General features: G+C 35.7%; 18 protein-coding genes. 9 read left to right on the top strand and 9 right to left on the bottom strand.

The features are described 5' to 3' along the window. Positions 1-18 precede the first annotated feature (18 nt). Positions 19-510: a DUF29 family protein gene (locus IQ226_RS04975; RefSeq protein WP_193892827.1), complete on the bottom strand. Its 492-nt coding sequence runs from the start codon at positions 508-510 to the stop codon at positions 19-21. 365 nt (positions 511-875) lie between these two features. Between IQ226_RS04975 and IQ226_RS04970 the strand changes: the two genes are divergently transcribed. The 3 genes from IQ226_RS04970 (at position 876) to IQ226_RS04960 (ending at position 2,614) form a co-directional block, all read left to right on the top strand. Beyond that, entirely contained in the window at positions 876-1,547 is a 672-nt protein-coding gene (locus IQ226_RS04970; protein WP_193892825.1) for a serine/threonine-protein kinase, read from the top strand. A gap of 457 nt (positions 1,548-2,004) precedes the next feature. After that, positions 2,005-2,220, top strand: a complete 216-nt coding sequence (locus tag IQ226_RS04965; protein WP_193892822.1) for a hypothetical protein — start codon at positions 2,005-2,007, stop codon at positions 2,218-2,220. Next, positions 2,210-2,614: a type II toxin-antitoxin system VapC family toxin gene (locus IQ226_RS04960; protein WP_193892819.1), complete on the top strand. Its 405-nt coding sequence runs from the start codon at positions 2,210-2,212 to the stop codon at positions 2,612-2,614. Before IQ226_RS04965 ends, IQ226_RS04960 begins: the two co-directional genes overlap by 11 nt. Positions 2,615-2,779: 165 nt before the next feature. On the opposite strand, the gene IQ226_RS04955 is transcribed toward IQ226_RS04960, so the two are convergent. Both IQ226_RS04955 and IQ226_RS04950 read right to left on the bottom strand, forming a co-directional pair. Beyond that, positions 2,780-3,067, bottom strand: coding sequence for a type II toxin-antitoxin system RelE/ParE family toxin (locus tag IQ226_RS04955; RefSeq protein WP_193892937.1), 288 nt, complete (start codon positions 3,065-3,067; stop codon positions 2,780-2,782). Positions 3,068-3,092: 25 nt separating this feature from the next. Next, entirely contained in the window at positions 3,093-3,383 is a 291-nt protein-coding gene (locus IQ226_RS04950; RefSeq protein WP_193892815.1) for a type II toxin-antitoxin system Phd/YefM family antitoxin, read from the bottom strand. Positions 3,384-3,609: 226 nt separating this feature from the next. On the opposite strand from IQ226_RS04950, the gene IQ226_RS04945 reads away from it, so the two are divergent. The 4 genes from IQ226_RS04945 (at position 3,610) to IQ226_RS04935 (ending at position 6,761) form a co-directional block, all read left to right on the top strand. Then, a complete protein-coding gene (locus IQ226_RS04945; protein ID WP_193892812.1) occupies positions 3,610-4,173 on the top strand; it encodes a Uma2 family endonuclease in 564 nt (187 codons plus the stop codon). A gap of 171 nt (positions 4,174-4,344) precedes the next feature. Continuing rightward, the gene (locus tag IQ226_RS04940; RefSeq protein ID WP_193892809.1) at positions 4,345-5,544 is read left to right on the top strand and encodes a class I SAM-dependent methyltransferase; all 1,200 of its coding nucleotides are present in this window, start codon (positions 4,345-4,347) and stop codon (positions 5,542-5,544) included. Positions 5,545-5,615: 71 nt separating this feature from the next. Continuing rightward, positions 5,616-5,747, top strand: coding sequence for a hypothetical protein (locus IQ226_RS25550; protein WP_255539951.1), 132 nt, complete (start codon positions 5,616-5,618; stop codon positions 5,745-5,747). Between the two features lie 135 nt (positions 5,748-5,882). Next, entirely contained in the window at positions 5,883-6,761 is an 879-nt protein-coding gene (locus IQ226_RS04935; RefSeq protein WP_193892808.1) for an NAD(P)-dependent oxidoreductase, read from the top strand. A gap of 292 nt (positions 6,762-7,053) precedes the next feature. On the opposite strand, the gene IQ226_RS04930 is transcribed toward IQ226_RS04935, so the two are convergent. Then, positions 7,054-7,563 (bottom strand): single-stranded DNA-binding protein, encoded by a 510-nt coding sequence (locus IQ226_RS04930; protein ID WP_027400736.1) that lies wholly within the window; start codon positions 7,561-7,563, stop codon positions 7,054-7,056. A 282-nt stretch (positions 7,564-7,845) separates the two neighbouring features. Between IQ226_RS04930 and IQ226_RS04925 the strand changes: the two genes are divergently transcribed. Both IQ226_RS04925 and IQ226_RS04920 read left to right on the top strand, forming a co-directional pair. Continuing rightward, positions 7,846-8,949, top strand: coding sequence for an AAA family ATPase (locus IQ226_RS04925; protein WP_193892806.1), 1,104 nt, complete (start codon positions 7,846-7,848; stop codon positions 8,947-8,949). Next, the gene (locus IQ226_RS04920; RefSeq protein WP_193892804.1) at positions 8,949-9,500 is read left to right on the top strand and encodes a hypothetical protein; all 552 of its coding nucleotides are present in this window, start codon (positions 8,949-8,951) and stop codon (positions 9,498-9,500) included. The genes IQ226_RS04925 and IQ226_RS04920 overlap by 1 nt, the downstream gene beginning before the upstream one ends. Positions 9,501-9,580: 80 nt before the next feature. Here the strand turns inward: IQ226_RS04920 and IQ226_RS04915 are convergent, their stop codons facing one another. The 5 genes from IQ226_RS04915 to IQ226_RS04895 form a co-directional block, all read right to left on the bottom strand. Then, positions 9,581-10,330 (bottom strand): DevA family ABC transporter ATP-binding protein, encoded by a 750-nt coding sequence (locus tag IQ226_RS04915; protein ID WP_193892802.1) that lies wholly within the window; start codon positions 10,328-10,330, stop codon positions 9,581-9,583. Positions 10,331-10,368: 38 nt separating this feature from the next. Continuing rightward, the gene (gene devC / locus IQ226_RS04910; protein WP_193892800.1) at positions 10,369-11,550 is read right to left on the bottom strand and encodes an ABC transporter permease DevC; all 1,182 of its coding nucleotides are present in this window, start codon (positions 11,548-11,550) and stop codon (positions 10,369-10,371) included. A 280-nt stretch (positions 11,551-11,830) separates the two neighbouring features. Then, the gene (locus IQ226_RS04905; protein ID WP_193892798.1) at positions 11,831-13,120 is read right to left on the bottom strand and encodes an ABC exporter membrane fusion protein; all 1,290 of its coding nucleotides are present in this window, start codon (positions 13,118-13,120) and stop codon (positions 11,831-11,833) included. Positions 13,121-13,177: 57 nt separating this feature from the next. Beyond that, positions 13,178-13,759 carry a TetR/AcrR family transcriptional regulator gene (locus IQ226_RS04900; protein ID WP_193892795.1) on the bottom strand — a complete coding sequence of 194 codons (582 nt, stop codon included), beginning with the start codon at positions 13,757-13,759 and terminating at the stop codon, positions 13,178-13,180. A 111-nt stretch (positions 13,760-13,870) separates the two neighbouring features. Continuing rightward, positions 13,871-15,490 carry an RluA family pseudouridine synthase gene (locus IQ226_RS04895; RefSeq protein ID WP_193892792.1) on the bottom strand — a complete coding sequence of 540 codons (1,620 nt, stop codon included), beginning with the start codon at positions 15,488-15,490 and terminating at the stop codon, positions 13,871-13,873. Positions 15,491-15,603 lie beyond the last annotated feature (113 nt).

Raw genomic sequence — 15,603 nt, 5'->3', positions numbered from 1 at the left:
TAGTTTTCCTCTGCCCACCTATTTACAATCATTCAGATAATCATCCATAATAGCTGGTAATTCCTTTGCTGAATAAGTATAAGTTAGGGATAAAAATGTAATAGCTTTGGTAATTATTTCTTTTCTATCTAGAATTTTCGATAATTGAGAACGAGTGTATTTACCATTCATTATTTCTAGACTAGCATCAGCGATCGCATCCTCAATTACTTCTTCCTCAATTAAATTTTCCCATTCATCTTCATTTACATAATAGGATCTTTTATTTTCTTTAAGATTAATTTTTTGAATTTCCCTAATCGAATTACGAATAGAAGCCATCCAAGAATTCGTTAATCGCTGTTCTATTTTATTTTTAATCAAGTGAATTAGTAAAATCTTTAAATACGATTCTATATTTCTGAATATTGCTTGTTTACTCATTCCTTCTAATTCATCCACAATCACTAAAGCATCTGTATAATTTCCTTGTAAAATGCTATTTCTGAGGTCTATTAATTCTTGAGTCATTTTCATTAACCTCCAGTATTATTTACATAAATAGGTGGGCAGAGGAAAATCAAAATGTGTGAAGAAAAGTAGAATCGCTGAGAACTTCCTCATTCTTGCCTCTTGCCTTCCCATAACGATAATTTTTAACGCTAACCTACTTAATAGCCTATTTAATAGTCTATTCTCACTACTAGAATTATATCAAAATTTCATAATTAAGGATTTACAGAATCAGATTATATCTGATGTAAGATATAGCACTGAGATGATTTGTGCTTAATTACTACTAAATCCTTTGTATTGTAACAAAGAGAGAAATTGACTAAAATATACATCCTATGATAACGTGAATCTCAAAGATACGTATTTTTTCTGTTATAAATATGCTGCAACCAGGAAAGCCATTAAAACAACGTCCCCAATATGTCGTAGAAACAGAAATTGGAGAAGGAGGGTTTGGTGTTACTTATAAAGCAAAACATCAAGATTTGAATTTCCCCGTTGTTATTAAGACTCCTAATAGTCGGTTGTGTAGAGATGCTAATTATCCTAGATTTGTGGAAGGTTTTCGCAAGGAAGGCAGAACATTAGCCAAAATATCTCAAAATCATCATCCTAATATTGTCAGAATTATAGACTTTTTTGAAGAGGATAATTTACCATGCTTAGTCATGGATTTTGTGAAGGGTGAAAATTTATATCATTTAATCCAAGATAAGGGTATTTTATCAGAATTAACTGCTATTAATTATATTAAACCAATTGCTGATGCTTTATCTCTTTGTCATGAAAATGGCATTATTCACCGGGACGCTCATCCTGGGAATATGATATTAAGAGAAAATAGCAATACTGTAGTTTTAATAGATTTTGGTTTAGCAGGAAATGTCAATAGTCAAAGTATTAATCAAGCTGCTAATCTAGCTTTTGCACCTTGGGAACAAATGCTAGAAACGGAAAAATCAGCAACTATAGATGTTTATACTTTGGTAATTTTTAGATTGTTTGTTGGTGATGAAAGTTGTATTTGTCTGAATCAGGATAACCAGGATTAAAGGATTTACAGGATGGTAATTTTTAGATTTTTTATAATCATTTAAAGACAATCATCAAAAAACATCCTGAAAATCCCAAAATACCTACACACCATCATCAAAAAACATCCTGAAAATCCTATAATCCTTAGAGGATGTTTGAAAAGTTTCCGGCGATTAGAAATCGCTACTACACAAACAAAGTCCACCTGCGTGGACTAACGAAAAATCAAGGCTTTTGAACCCACGTATCCCTTACGGGACCGAAGGAATAGGTGGGTTTCGTCTGTGTGGTTCCGCGACTTCTAGTCGCCCTTGCAAGTAATAAATTAGACTTTTCAAACACCCTCTTAAATCCTGATTCAGACAAATTAAAATATTAGTACACCACAAATAAAATCAAAATCCTGTAAATACTCAAATCCTGGACATCCTGATTCTGATATAATATAGTAAATTACCGCCAGAAGTAAAAGTTATGACTACGAAAGAACTTATCCAAGCAGAAATTGACAAAATACCAGAACAAGAGCTTAATGAACTTTATCAACTAATTAAAGATTTTACAAATAAGAAGAATAGCACTAAAAAGGGAATTTTATCTCAGCTAAAACAGATAAAAATTCAAGGACCTACAGACTTTTCCGTGAATTTTGATAAATATTCATACCAGCAAGAATCAGATGAGCAATAATTGTCATTTTTTAGATACTTCATTTATTATTGCTCTAATTAATGAAAGAGATCAATATCATCAAACAGCTAATGATTTAGCAAATTATTATGATGATTCATTTTTAGTCACTTCTGATGCAATTCTCTTAGAAATAGCTAATGGTTTAAGTCGTAATTATAAACAAGAAGCAACTCAATTAATAGAATATTTATTAAATGCAGAGACAGTAGAAATTATCCATGTTACTCCAGATTTATTTCATCAAGGATTTGATTTGTACAAGAACTTTCAAGATAAAGAATGGGGTTTAGTTGACTGCATTTCTTTTGTAATTATGAGAAATAAAAATATTACTCATGCTTTAAGTTTTGATCATCATTTTCAGCAAGCTGGATTTTCCTTAGTAAAATAGAGCGGTTTGGGTTGTAGTGTGCAGTGTGTGTTAGAAATGGGAAAAGATTAAAACCAACATCCTGTAAATCCTTAAATCCTGGATATTATCTCGACTTCGCTCGATAACCACCTGATTCAGACAAATTAGATTCTAGGGTGTGTTAAGCTGTCGTGATTATCTACACTATTCCTCAAAATCAAGAGGATTAAATATTATTGAAGATTGTGCGCTATGACGTACATAAAGAATATAAACGATATCCTCTTCAATCGTGAAAATTACACGATATTTATTTCTTCCTTTCCCATATAAAAATTGTCTTATTTCTTGAGGAAAATCATCATTTTCTCTAGCAAAAGCAAAACGTTTAGGTTTATCTTTCAAAGTAGCAATAGTATTCATTAAATCCCTAAACCATTGATCTGCATAATCAGTATTATATTCTTTTAACCAACGATATACAGCTTCTATTTCTAGTTTGGCATTACCAGTTAATTTAACCTAAAATTCCATATTTTTGCTGCATTTCTTCAATAAAATGATTTAGAGATTGTGTATTAGCTGTTGCTATATCTTCTAATCCTTTTTTGATACCAATGAGAGTTTCTAACTTTTCCAAAGTATCCATTAATTTCTGATAAGCAGCAGCATCTTGTACTACTAATTCTGCTTTACCATTAACTGTTAAAACCATCGGGTTTCCAGTTTCTTTCATCTGGTTAATCAGTTCATTAGTATTGCGTTTAAAGGTTGAAAGTGACTGAATATCTCGACTCAAATTAATCATGACAACTAATTTACGCTAAATTTGCATTCAATTTAATGTTATCATACAAGAGTAAAAAAGTTTCTAGTACATCACAAAAATCTTTACATCTAAAAACCCTTAATGCAAATCAACATCCTGTAAATCCTCAAATTCTGGATATTATCTCGACTTTGCTCGATAACCACCTGATTTGTGACCATTCAAAAATGATACAATATTAATAATCTACAAACCCGAAACGGTAATGGTTCAAACCCCTATCAAAATCCTAACCCTTGACGAATTTCTCAAATTGCCAGAAACCAAACCGGCAAGTGAATTTATTAATGGTGAAATCATTCAAAAACCCATGCCTCAAGGAAAACATAGCACAGTGCAGCTTGACCTCGGTTCTAATATTAACCTAGCACTCAAACCCCAGCGCATAGCCCGTGCATACTCTGAATTACGCTGTACCTTTGGCGGCAGATCCATTGTACCTGATATTGCCGTCTTTACATGGAAACGCATTCCCCGCGATGAAAATGGTGAGGTTGCTAACACATTTGCTATTCCTCCTGACTGGACAATTGAAATACTTTCCCCTGAACAAAGTCAAACTAAAGTTGTTCGTAATATTCTCCATTGTCTGAGTCATGGTACTCAAATGGGTTGGTTAATTGACCCCGCAGAAAAATTAGTTTTTGTCTATTTTAATGATCAACGGATTCTATTATTTGAATTAGAAACAGATAGTTTACCTGTTCCAGCTTTTGCAGAATCATTTAATCTTACTGTGGGTGAACTTTTTAGTTGGCTAAATGAATAAATCTTTAACATATTCTTTGTCTGATAGCGAAGCGTGGCGCAAGCCATATCAGGATATCCAGGATTTAAGGATTTACAGGATATTAACTGAGTTTAATTTGTTAGATGCAAGTATTTTTATATAGAATCAATTACACAAATTTTTTGCTGTTCTCTCTTTCCTAGAAACTTTATGGATTCCCATTCCCCACTGTGTCAAGCTATAACCCATCGTATCATCACCAGCCCTCAAAAAAGAATTACTTTTGCCCAATACATGGAGATGGTGTTATATCATCCAGAATATGGCTATTATTCTAGTGATGCTATCAAAATCGGCTTTCGCGGTAGTGATTTTTTCACATCTGCCAGTTTAGGTGCTGACTTTGGGGAATTACTAGCAAAGCAATTTTACCAAATGTGGGAGATTTTAGATCAACCTATACATTTTGATTTGGTAGAAATGGGAGCAGGACAAGGTATATTAGCATCCCATATACTCAATTATATACAGCAAGAATCCCCAGATTTTTTTGGCGCAGTCAAATATATTATTGTTGAAAAATCACAAAGTTTAAAACAACAACAACAACAACGGTTACAAGATTTTGCTGTTAATTGGTGTAACTTGGAAGAAATTCCCTCCAAATCTATTAACGGCTGCTTCTTTTCCAATGAATTAGTAGATGCTTTTCCAGTCCACCAATTTATTTTAGCAGCAGGAGAATTGCGAGAAATTTACGTCACCCTCGCCGAATTAAACCGTGAAATCAGTGAAATCCAGATCATCCGTGATCCTCTATTTATGGAAGTAATAGGAGAACCATCAACACCACAATTAGGAGAATATTTTAAGTTAGTAGGAATTGATTTAAGCCAAAATACTTATGAAAATGGCTATCGTAGTGAAATTAATTTAGCAGCTTTGAACTGGTTGGGTATAGTGGCAGACTGCTTGGAACGGGGGTATGTGCTAACAATTGATTATGGCTACCCTGCTCATCGTTATTATAACCCCAGGCGATCGCAGGGAACTCTCCAGTGCTACTACCAGCATCGTCATCATGATAATCCTTATATCAATATTGGGCAACAAGATATCACTGCCCACGTTGACTTTACAGCCTTATCATCTTGGGGTGAACGGTGCGGACTCAAACAAGTTGGTTGGACGCAGCAAGGTTTATTTTTAATGGCATTGGGAATAGGTGAAAGAATAGCTGCACTATCTTCTCAACAGCAACCAATATCACAGTTGCTTCAACGCCGGGAAGGATTACACCAACTCATTAACCCATCAGGATTAGGCAATTTTGGCGTTTTAGTCCAAAGCCAGGGACTAACGGAAAAACAAGCATCACAACCACTCCAGGGATTAGTCGTACCAGAGTAGAGATCAAAGAGAAAGCTTAAAAATCTCTTTAACAATCCTGTATTAGCCTTGTTTGCACTAGCATAGCAGTGATGATTAAAGTCAAAAATCTGCAAAGAGGAATAATTATGACTGCTCATGATCTGTTAGTGCTAGTAACTCTACTTTCCCCCGGACTATTACTTTCCGTAATCATTATGGTGACTTTTGCCGCAGGAGGCTAGTACCGCTTCGCGGAAGTCAAAAGTCAAAAGTCAAAATTAATTGGGTATGGGTAATAAATTCTTCCAATTATCCGTACCCACTGACAACTGACCACTGACAACTAACAACTGACCACTGACAAAGGAACGTAAAACATGAAGGTGGCATTTCTGGGAACTGGATTGATGGGACTACCGATGGCTCAAAGGTTATTAGCCGCCGACATAGAGCTAATTGCCTATAATCGCACCCCAGAAAAATTAGAACCGCTACGGGCAGCAGGGGTGCAAATTGTGACCAAACCCCGCGAAGCCATCCGCGCTGCTGACTGTATAGTGCTAATGCTTTCTAACGCCGCAGCTATTTATCATGTACTTCTGACGGATACTTCTTGGCATACTTTATCAGGACGCAGCATCATTCAAATGGGGACGATTAATCCCTTAGAAAGCCAAGAAATCAGAGATACAGTAGTTGCGGCTGGGGGTGAATATATAGAAGCTCCCGTCCTGGGTAGTATTCCCGAAGCTAAAACTGGCAAATTAATTGTCATGGTCGGTGGAGAGGAAGAACAGTATCAACGGCATTTAAAGTTACTCCAACATTTTGGAGAAAATCCTGTATATATAGGCGCTGTGGGTTCTGCCTCTAATCTCACCTTGGCACTCAATCAACTGATTGCTTCTCTCACAACTAGCTTTGCTCTGAGTCTGGCATATATCCAGTTGCAAGGCATTGATGTTGATTTGTTTATGCAGGTTTTGCGGGAAAGTAAACTTTACGCGCCTACTTTTGATCAAAATTTGCGGCGGATGTTAGATGGCAATTACAATAACGCCAATTTGCCGACAAAACAACTGATCAAGGAAATAGATTTATTTATCTCGGAAGCGAAATCCTTGGGTTTAAATCTCAACAGCATTGAGGGTGTAAGGCAAATCTTACACGCAACTATGAAAATGTCCTATCCAGAGGATGATTATTCATCGGTATTTCCAGCAATTCGGGAATGGGGTGAAGTCAGTGGAGGTTAAAAAAGAATGTAGAGGCGCTAGAACGTCTCTACAAAGGTGATGAGTGACATACTCCACACACTCCCTTATGCCTTGCGGCACGCTGGCGCGAACAGGTGAGTATGGGCTTCTCAGGGACTTTTCTTTGAAGACATTAACTGAGCTTTAAAGCCCTATGCCCTAGGGACTTTTGGAGATAATTTTTAACTTTCGTAATAGGCTGCTTTTCAGCATTTAATTTGGGTTACACCTATCCTCAGTGATTATATCAGATATTTGGAGAAGGGTAGGTGAGAGGCTTCTACTGTTTAAGCTAAAACGGGATGTCATCTGGATCGGGTTCTGGCGTAACTCCTATAGGGGATGGAGACTGCACAGGGGTGGGTTGGTATGTCGGCTGAGGGGCTGTTACCTGGGGCATTGGGGCGGATGAATTAGTAGGGCTGTAGGTTGGTGGCGCTACAGGGGTTTCATAGGCTGGTGTGGTTCTCGTGGCTGCTGCTGGTGAACTGGTATAAGCACCTTGTCCGATGGCGTGAATCTTTTGGACTGTTAATTCTGCGCGTTTTTCCTTAAATCCTTCGGGGCGATCAATTGTATTCATGCCTAAGCGCCCTTCAATAATGACGCGATCGCCCTGATGATAACTTTGGTGAATCTCTTTTGCTAAATTTCCCCAACCTACGACTTTTAAAGGATGCGTTGGATCATCTGGTTTTGCTCCCGCTACATGAACGATCATTTCTGTAACTTCTAACCCATCTGGTGTGTGACGCAGTTGGGGATTATCGTAAATTTCTGCCATCAAAATACAACTGTTCATCGTCTGCTCCTGATTTTTAATACTTTTTCTCGCAGTGAATTTCACTTCACGAGAAAAGTCAACCATAATTAGTTAAAACAATGATGGCACTGTTCGCATAGCGTACCGTAGGCAATCATTGTTTTTCTATCTTACACTTGACTAGACTGAGTATTATGTTTTGTCTGTATAGGACAATTGTACTATATTGCGGTCTGGACTGTGATTTATATGATTAATTTGATTTATGTGATTATAGTAATTGGCATTGTATTATAGTGTTTGATTAGGAGGAAAAGTTTTATGTTAAAGCGTATTTATATTGATAATTTTCGCTGTTTGGTGAATTTTGAGCTTAATGTTAACTCAATTAACTTATTTCTTGGTGGTAATGGTTCAGGTAAATCAACTGTTTTTGAAGCCTTGCGGAAAATTCAAAATTTTATATTAGGTGAATCAAAATTAGAGTCTATTTTTGATTATTTTGATTTTACTTGCTGGCAAACTTCACCAATTCAACGTTTCGAGTTAGAAATAGATGGTAATGATGGTAACTATAAATATGAACTTGTAGTTGAAGCTAATCGAGATCAAGTCTCTATTGCCTATGAAAGATTATGGTTCAATGGACATCCTTTACTAAAATATGAAAATGGCGATGTACAACTTTTTCGAGATGATTATTCAGAAGCATCAAAATATTCATTTCTTTCATCTCAATCTATATTATCCTCTTTATTACCAAGAAATGACAACAAAAAACTATTTTGGTTTACAAAACGGATAGAGAAAGTAATTATTGTACAAATTGTTCCTATTTTAATCAAGAGTGGTGGTGCAGAAACAAAATATCTAGGTTCTAAAGCTGAAAATTTCGTTTCTTGGTATAAATACATTTCACAAGATCAAGGGAAAGTTGCTGAATTAATAAATATTTTAAAAGAAGTTTTAGATGGTTTTATTAGTTTTAAGTTTGAGCAAATAGGAGAAAAATATGTTGGTTTGAAATTAAAGTTCACATCAGATTCAGAAGATAAAAATACTATTGATTATCATTTAGGTGCATTATCAGATGGTCAAAAAGCATTAATAATATTATATACACTAATTTACTGCATGAAATCTGAAGATTATACACTTTGTATTGATGAACCAGAAAACTTTTTAGCACTTCCAGAAATTCAACCTTGGTTAAGACAGCTATATGATTTTTGTGATGAAGGAAAGTTACAAGCCTTACTAATTTCACATCATCCCGAATGTATTAATTATCTTTTAGCGTCACCAATTGGTTATTGGTTTGAACGTCAAAGTAATGCACCTGCACGAGTCAGAAAAATCAGTAATGAAGAAGCTGATGATTCAGGGTTAAAGATTTCAGAACTGATTGCGCGGGGATGGTTATAATGAGCCAGCGGAGAGTGCAGATTGTAATTTTGTGTGAGGATAAACAACAAGAAGTTTTTGCTATTCATTTTTTGCAAAAGCGCGGTTTTACCTTAGATAGAAATTTCCGCACTGAAATTTGTCCTAAAGGTGCAGGTGAGCAGTTTGTCAGAGAAAAATATGCAAAAGAAGTTGTAGAGTATCGTAGACAGAAAAATAAACGTTCGGGAATGCTCATTGTTTTAATTGATGCAGATAAAAAAACAGTAGAAGAAAGACTAAAGCAATTAGATAATGCACTCGTAGAAAATTCTCATGCAAGTCGTCAACCTAATGAAGCTATAGCAGTTTTTGTTCCCAAACGAAATATCGAAACTTGGATACATTATTTACAGGGTGAAAATATTGATGAAGAAACAGAATATACAAAATCTAAAAAGCAATCAGATTGTAAACCATATCTTGAACAATTAGCCAACCAGTGTTCTCAAGGTAATTTAGATGAGAATGCACCACCTTCTTTAAAAGCTGCTTGTGGAGAATTGCAAAGAATTTTGCCATTAATTGGATAAGTTATCAATTCTTATTTGTTGCGAATTTATTGCTTCAATATTGAAATTGAGGCTGTGTTATTATTCATCATAAATAAGTGTCAATTTACTTTGACTCCCATATCTATTCCATCACTTTTCAATTGTCCATCTTCCATGTAAATAATCCGATCAGCTATATCCAGAATGCGGTGATCATGGGTGACTAATAAGATAGTACAGTTTTGTTCTTTGGCTAACATTTGCATTAATTCCACCACATCACGTCCCGATTGTTTATCCAATGAAGCTGTCGGTTCATCTGCTAAGACTATTTTGGGATGACTGACTAAAGCGCGGGCGATCGCTACCCGTTGTTTTTGTCCACCGGATAAATTCTCTGGATAGTAATTAATATGTTCTCCTAAACCGACGTGATCTAACATTGCTGTAGCTTTAGCATTAATATCGCCATTGAGATGATGTTCATGTAACTCCAAAGACATCCGCACATTTTCTTTGGCTGTTAAAAAACTCATCAAATTATGTGCTTGAAAAATATAACCAATTTGGCGACGTAATTTAGTTAATTGTGCTTTTTTTGCACCGGACATTTCCTGTCCTAATATTTGTAAACTGCCATTTTGGGCAGAACGTAACCCCCCCATTAATGATAATAGGGTAGTTTTACCTGAACCCGAAGGACCGGTCATAATAACAATTTCACCCGCATTAATCTCTAAATTAATGTCAAACAATACTTGTTTTTGTAGCGTGCCTTTACCAAAATAATGATTGAGATTACTAACAGAAATAACTGTTTCTGAACTAGAAATAACTTCAGAAGCAATAGTTGTAACTTCCAATGACATAGTTCCTTACCTTTGCATGAGATATAAAAATTGTTAGGTTAAAAAATATCTGCCGGATCAGCAGAACGGAGTTTTCGCATCGCTATTGCGCCAGAAACAGTACACATAATTACCGTTAAGATAAAAACATTAATTGCCCGATCTACCTTCATAGATATTGGTAAAAGAGTTGCGGCAAAGGTGACTTGATATAATCCAAAAGATAGAAAAAATGCAGGTAGATAACCCAATGCAGCTAAGAACAATGCTTCTTGTAATAAAACTCGCAAGAGATAATTATCAGTGTAACCCATTGCTTTGAGAGTAGCGTATTCTGGTAAATGATCGGAAACGTCGGAATAAAGAACTTGATAAACGATGACAATACCAACAATAAAACCGACGATTACACCCAAACTAAAAATGAAACCAATCCCTGTACCAGTAGCCCAATAAGTTTTTTCCTTTTGGGCAAATGTTTCGGGAGTACCAACTTCAACAAAGGGATTTTGAGGATCTGGATTTAGTCCTATTTGCAGTTGTGCTTTGACTTTTTCAATATCAGCACCGGGTTGAAGAGTAATTAATCCAACTTCAATTTGATCAGCTTTGCGAGTAGAAAATAACTGCAAAAAAGTAGAATCACTAACTACTACATTTCCATCCGCAGCAAAAGAAGCACCATTTTGAAATAAACCCTTAACACTGACATTCTTTCCGCTTAATTCGGCGTTAAACTTGCCAGTTTCTCGGAAAATCTTGCCAATTTCTCCATATTCTGGACGACTGGCTTCATCAAATATAACTTGATTCAATTGTTTAAGATTATCTTTTTTGGCTTGAAGTTCAGGAAACTTTAAACCAGGTGTAGCCGGATCTACACCCCAAACTAAAATAGATCGATCCATTTTAGTTTGAGGATTGCGCCATTGTCCTGTACTAATGTAAATAGAACTAACTGATTTTACACCGTTATAACTTAATGCTTGATAAAGTCTTTCTCTAGAAAAGCTTTTGACTGAAAATAGGGTTTGAAATTGAGGATTTATTAATACTAAATCTGCTTGTAAATTGCGATGAGGTTGAATAGCAGCATCAAATAATGCACTTTCAAAACCCATCTGAATAAATATCAACATATCCGCGAAAGTAATTCCGGCCACTGCAACCAATAGCCGCGTTTTTTCCTTCATTAACTGTCGCCAAGCTAGGGGGGTTTTCCGAAACATTTTATTAATCATGAGTTTTTTTATGCACCTTGACAGGAAATAAATGTAACCGTTCACAGAGGGTGAGAATTTATTAAAAAACCTGAAAGCTTTGTCTGTTGGGTTTTTCAGGCAACTTGACATATTAACGAATGGTTCTTAAATTGGCTGGAAAACGATTTGCAAACCGATATAGAGATTTTGCGAATTTCAAATGACCTAAAAAAATCAAATCTATAACGTTTTTCATGCTGTTTTCGTGGAATCTCATATAGAGCGTTTTTTGTACCCCCCGTGAACGGTTACAAATAAATTACAATTTAATTGCTGTTTGTACTTGTAAGTTAGTTAAGCCAGAAACTTTTTTACTATCTTCAGGAGTTAGGCGAATTTTTACTTCGACAATGCGACTATCTAAATTTTCTCCTGGTTGATCACTAAAAACATTCTGACGGTTGACTTGTAAGCCAATTTGCTGGACTGTACCTTGTAATTTTCCTGGAAATCCTTGACTGGTGATGATGGCTTTTTGTCCTAATTTGACTTTACTAATATCGGTTTGATAAACTTCTGCTACTGCCATCATTTTGTTAGTTTGGGCAAAGTCAGCAATTCCCTGATCACCAATTTTTTCACCGACGCGGGTATGAATTTTGATAATTTGTCCCGCCATAGGGGCGCGAATATAAGCTGCTTCTAGTTCAGTTTTTGCTCGGTTGAGATTAGCGATCGCACTCTCAATTTCTGTTTGCGCTAACTGCACATCTACAGGACGAACTTCGGCAATACTATTCAGTTTAGCTTGAGTTTCCCTAATTTGTTTATTGCTAGTAGTATTAATGCGATTAAGGGCAACTTTAGCTTCGGCTAATTGTTTATTGGCTGTAGTGTTAATCCGGTTGAGAATAGCTTGGGACTCACTTAATGTCTGTTTAGCCGTTTCCACATTTAAACGTTTACTATCAATTACAGAATTAGAAACTGCCCCTTCCGAAAATAACTTTTCATAGCGTTTATATTCTGATTCGGCATTTTTAAGTTCTGCGGTTACTTTATTAATAGTTGCTGTTTGGGCAATTCTATCACCTTCCCATTGGGCTAATATGCGAGCAATATTTTCCTCTTGGGCTTGTCTATCTCCTGTATATTGGGCTTTAATTCGTTCAATAATTGCCGACTGTTCTTGAATTTCTCCTAATTTAGCTCCAGCTTTAATCTGTGCAAGTTTAGCTTGAGCAACTTTGACTTGTTTCGTGCTTTGAATAACAGCATTTTTTAAGAGATCACGGGTTTGTAAAATAGCAATTACTTGTCCTAATTTAACATGATCACCTTCTTTGACTAATACTTCGACAATGCGATCGCCATCCAATGCTAAAGGTGCAGATAACTTAATTATTTCTGTTTCTGGTTCTAATCTTCCTAAAGCGGTGACTGCTTGAGGAGCAGGGACAATTGATTTTGATTCTGTCACAGAAGTTTTACCCAATTGTCCAAAATTAGAAACTCCATAAATGACAATTCCTAATGGAATCGCAGTAGCCGCAAGCATTAAACCAATCAAACCTGGACTTGGGGATTTAAACGACAGTTTGTAACTCATTTTCACTACCTCATCACAAAATAAATTTATCGGTATTTATGGCTGTTAATTATTAATTTAACTCTGGGCTTTTTGCTGTAAATATGCCGTAATCATTTCTCCTAACAGCTTACACTGTTCGGGAAAATCAATGTTCTCATTACCCCACAATTTCTCTAAAACAACACCATTCACAAAACTCAAAACAAAAGATGCTAATACGACATCTCGAACACCTAATAAATCACAGGCTACCTGCTGACATCGTTGATTAGCCCGTTTAAAAACAGTGCTATTATTTAAGATTATTTTTGAGTCTTGATGTTGGCAAAAATCAACCCATAAATAAGTCCATTTAATTAAATAATCCTCATTTTTAACAAGGTATTGACCTAAAGTTTCCATCAATTCTGATAAGGTTTTTTTTCCTCCAAATTCTGTTAAAGCTGTAATGACATCCTGCTGACTAATTTCTTCCACCAATTGCTCAAACAAAGCTTGTTTGTTGGGAAAATAATGATACAGCGTACCTGTGGAAACCTTTAACCCCGCAGAAATCTGCCGCATAGTAATAGCTGCATAGCCTTTTGCCGCGAATAAATCAAAACATTGACTGAGTAATTCTTTGCGGTATTGTTCGTGGTCAACAATTTTTGGCATAACATGGCTTGCTCTTCACCAGGGGGATCATGGATTTTATATTGAACGTTTGTTATAATAAAATAAGTCTAAAGTATTTGTCAATATCTTTTGACAAATTATATTTCCTAATTAAAATGGTGTTTTTACTTGTAAATGCAAGATTTTATTGACATGAGGATGCTGAAACCTCAACTCCCTTGCGTGCAGATATAATCTCCCAATATTCTGATGATCACCATAGAGTTTATCCCCCAAAATACTCATTCCCAGTCCTCTCTTATCCGCAGCATGAACCCGTAATTGATGGGTACGTCCGGTAATGGGTACAAATTCCACACGAGTATAATTGCCTTCCCTGTTCATCACGCGGAAGCGAGTTAAACTAGGTTTACCCTGTGCTAAATTCACTTCTTGATAAGGGCGATTGTCAGGATTTCCCCACAAAGGTAAATTAATTTCACCTTCCTGAATATTGAGAACACCTGCAAGTAAAGCTTCATAAACTTTAGATACTTGTCTTTTTTGGAATTGTTTACTTATTTGAGAATAAGTAATTGCATCTTTAGCAATTAATAAAATTCCCGAAGTATCTTGATCTAAACGATGTCCCGCAATTATTTCTTGATGATATAAATAACGTAAACGACTAATTACACTATCTTGATTATGAAAATAACGACCAGGAACAGATAATAATCCTGATGATTTATTGACAGCAATTAGCCATTCATCTTCATAAATTATTTCTACTTGATTTGGCTTTAATCCTGATAGCAAAAATCCCATTAATGGCTGACATCTTTCCAAACAAGCACCATAAAATTCTCCCTGTATTTTATCCTCTACGGTAGAATTACCCCACCAAAATTCAGCCATTGCTAAAGGTTTTAGTTGATGAGTAGCTGCATAATGTAATAATTTAGGAGCGCAACATTCTCCCGTTCCCGTTGGTGTTCCTGCTGGTAATAATTTCTGTAGAGATAAAGATTGTCCTTGAAAATTAGTTAAGCTATAAGCAGCGTGCATTTCTGTTTGTAACTGTCGGGATAATTGTTTACGCTGTTGTTTTAGTGCGGCAATTTTCTGATCTGCTGATGTGATGATTTTCTGTAAAGGCTGTAAAATTTCATTTTGACGACGTTTAAGATTGCGACGTTCAATTCCTTGTAGACGACTTTCTGCTGCCAATTGTTCCAGCGCAATTTTTAGGGATTCATCCGTGAGAGTTTGCCAAAATTCTTGACGTTGTGTCTGTCGTTGTAGTTTGCTATGATAATGGTGTAAACTAAGAGCCTGTAACTGTTCAGTATATTCAGCAGATAGAGTTTTATATTCTTCTCTTTCTGAAAGTTTCTCAAGGCTAATAATTTCTTGTTTAATGGCTTCTAACTTGGCTAAAGTCTGAGTTTCTAATAAAGCCACTTCTTCTCTACCAGGAATTGGTGAAACCCAACCTTGAACCATACTATTACCATTTAATAAACCAGAAAATGCTTTAATAACTCTTGGTTCACCATTGGGTAATTCAACCAACAAAATACCATACATTTTTCCCTCCTGGGAATAAAGATGATTTTGCTCAATTTGTTGCATAAGACTATTAGCTATAGCTTCGGCTAAAGGGGTACGGGGTAATCTGAGTATTTCCCCTGTTTGGGGACATTTTCCTTCATAGTAATAGTTAGGCTGTGCCGAAGTAATGATCAAATTAGATGAGATAAAATCTGAAAGCGGATGCAGGTAAATCATAAAATATATAGAGTATGATCAAATATTTGATAGTTAATAAATTTTTGTTGAAGTTGCTTGTTTTAATTTGCAAGCTTTTTTTGGTATGGACGTTAGTATATTTTACAATACCT

Source organism: Dolichospermum sp. LEGE 00240 (genome assembly GCF_015207875.1).
Classification (GTDB): Bacteria; Cyanobacteriota; Cyanobacteriia; order Cyanobacteriales; family Nostocaceae; genus Dolichospermum; species Dolichospermum gracile.
This window is presented reverse-complemented; position numbering and strand designations above follow the sequence as displayed.

Excerpts from the sequence above, each read along its gene's own strand:
- IQ226_RS04975 (WP_193892827.1), bottom strand. The coding sequence starts at position 510 with ATGACTCAAGAATTAATAGACCTCAGAAATAGCATTTTACAAGGAAAT.
- IQ226_RS04970 (WP_193892825.1), top strand. The coding sequence starts at position 876 with ATGCTGCAACCAGGAAAGCCATTAAAACAACGTCCCCAATATGTCGTA.
- IQ226_RS04965 (WP_193892822.1), top strand. The coding sequence starts at position 2,005 with ATGACTACGAAAGAACTTATCCAAGCAGAAATTGACAAAATACCAGAA.
- IQ226_RS04960 (WP_193892819.1), top strand. The coding sequence starts at position 2,210 with ATGAGCAATAATTGTCATTTTTTAGATACTTCATTTATTATTGCTCTA.
- IQ226_RS04950 (WP_193892815.1), bottom strand. The coding sequence starts at position 3,383 with ATGATTAATTTGAGTCGAGATATTCAGTCACTTTCAACCTTTAAACGC.
- IQ226_RS04945 (WP_193892812.1), top strand. The coding sequence starts at position 3,610 with ATGGTTCAAACCCCTATCAAAATCCTAACCCTTGACGAATTTCTCAAA.
- IQ226_RS04940 (WP_193892809.1), top strand. The coding sequence starts at position 4,345 with ATGGATTCCCATTCCCCACTGTGTCAAGCTATAACCCATCGTATCATC.
- IQ226_RS25550 (WP_255539951.1), top strand. The coding sequence starts at position 5,616 with ATGATTAAAGTCAAAAATCTGCAAAGAGGAATAATTATGACTGCTCAT.
- IQ226_RS04935 (WP_193892808.1), top strand. The coding sequence starts at position 5,883 with ATGAAGGTGGCATTTCTGGGAACTGGATTGATGGGACTACCGATGGCT.
- IQ226_RS04930 (WP_027400736.1), bottom strand. The coding sequence starts at position 7,563 with ATGAACAGTTGTATTTTGATGGCAGAAATTTACGATAATCCCCAACTG.
- IQ226_RS04925 (WP_193892806.1), top strand. The coding sequence starts at position 7,846 with ATGTTAAAGCGTATTTATATTGATAATTTTCGCTGTTTGGTGAATTTT.
- IQ226_RS04920 (WP_193892804.1), top strand. The coding sequence starts at position 8,949 with ATGAGCCAGCGGAGAGTGCAGATTGTAATTTTGTGTGAGGATAAACAA.
- IQ226_RS04915 (WP_193892802.1), bottom strand. The coding sequence starts at position 10,330 with ATGTCATTGGAAGTTACAACTATTGCTTCTGAAGTTATTTCTAGTTCA.
- devC (WP_193892800.1), bottom strand. The coding sequence starts at position 11,550 with ATGATTAATAAAATGTTTCGGAAAACCCCCCTAGCTTGGCGACAGTTA.
- IQ226_RS04905 (WP_193892798.1), bottom strand. The coding sequence starts at position 13,120 with ATGAGTTACAAACTGTCGTTTAAATCCCCAAGTCCAGGTTTGATTGGT.
- IQ226_RS04900 (WP_193892795.1), bottom strand. The coding sequence starts at position 13,759 with ATGCCAAAAATTGTTGACCACGAACAATACCGCAAAGAATTACTCAGT.
- IQ226_RS04895 (WP_193892792.1), bottom strand. The coding sequence starts at position 15,490 with ATGATTTACCTGCATCCGCTTTCAGATTTTATCTCATCTAATTTGATC.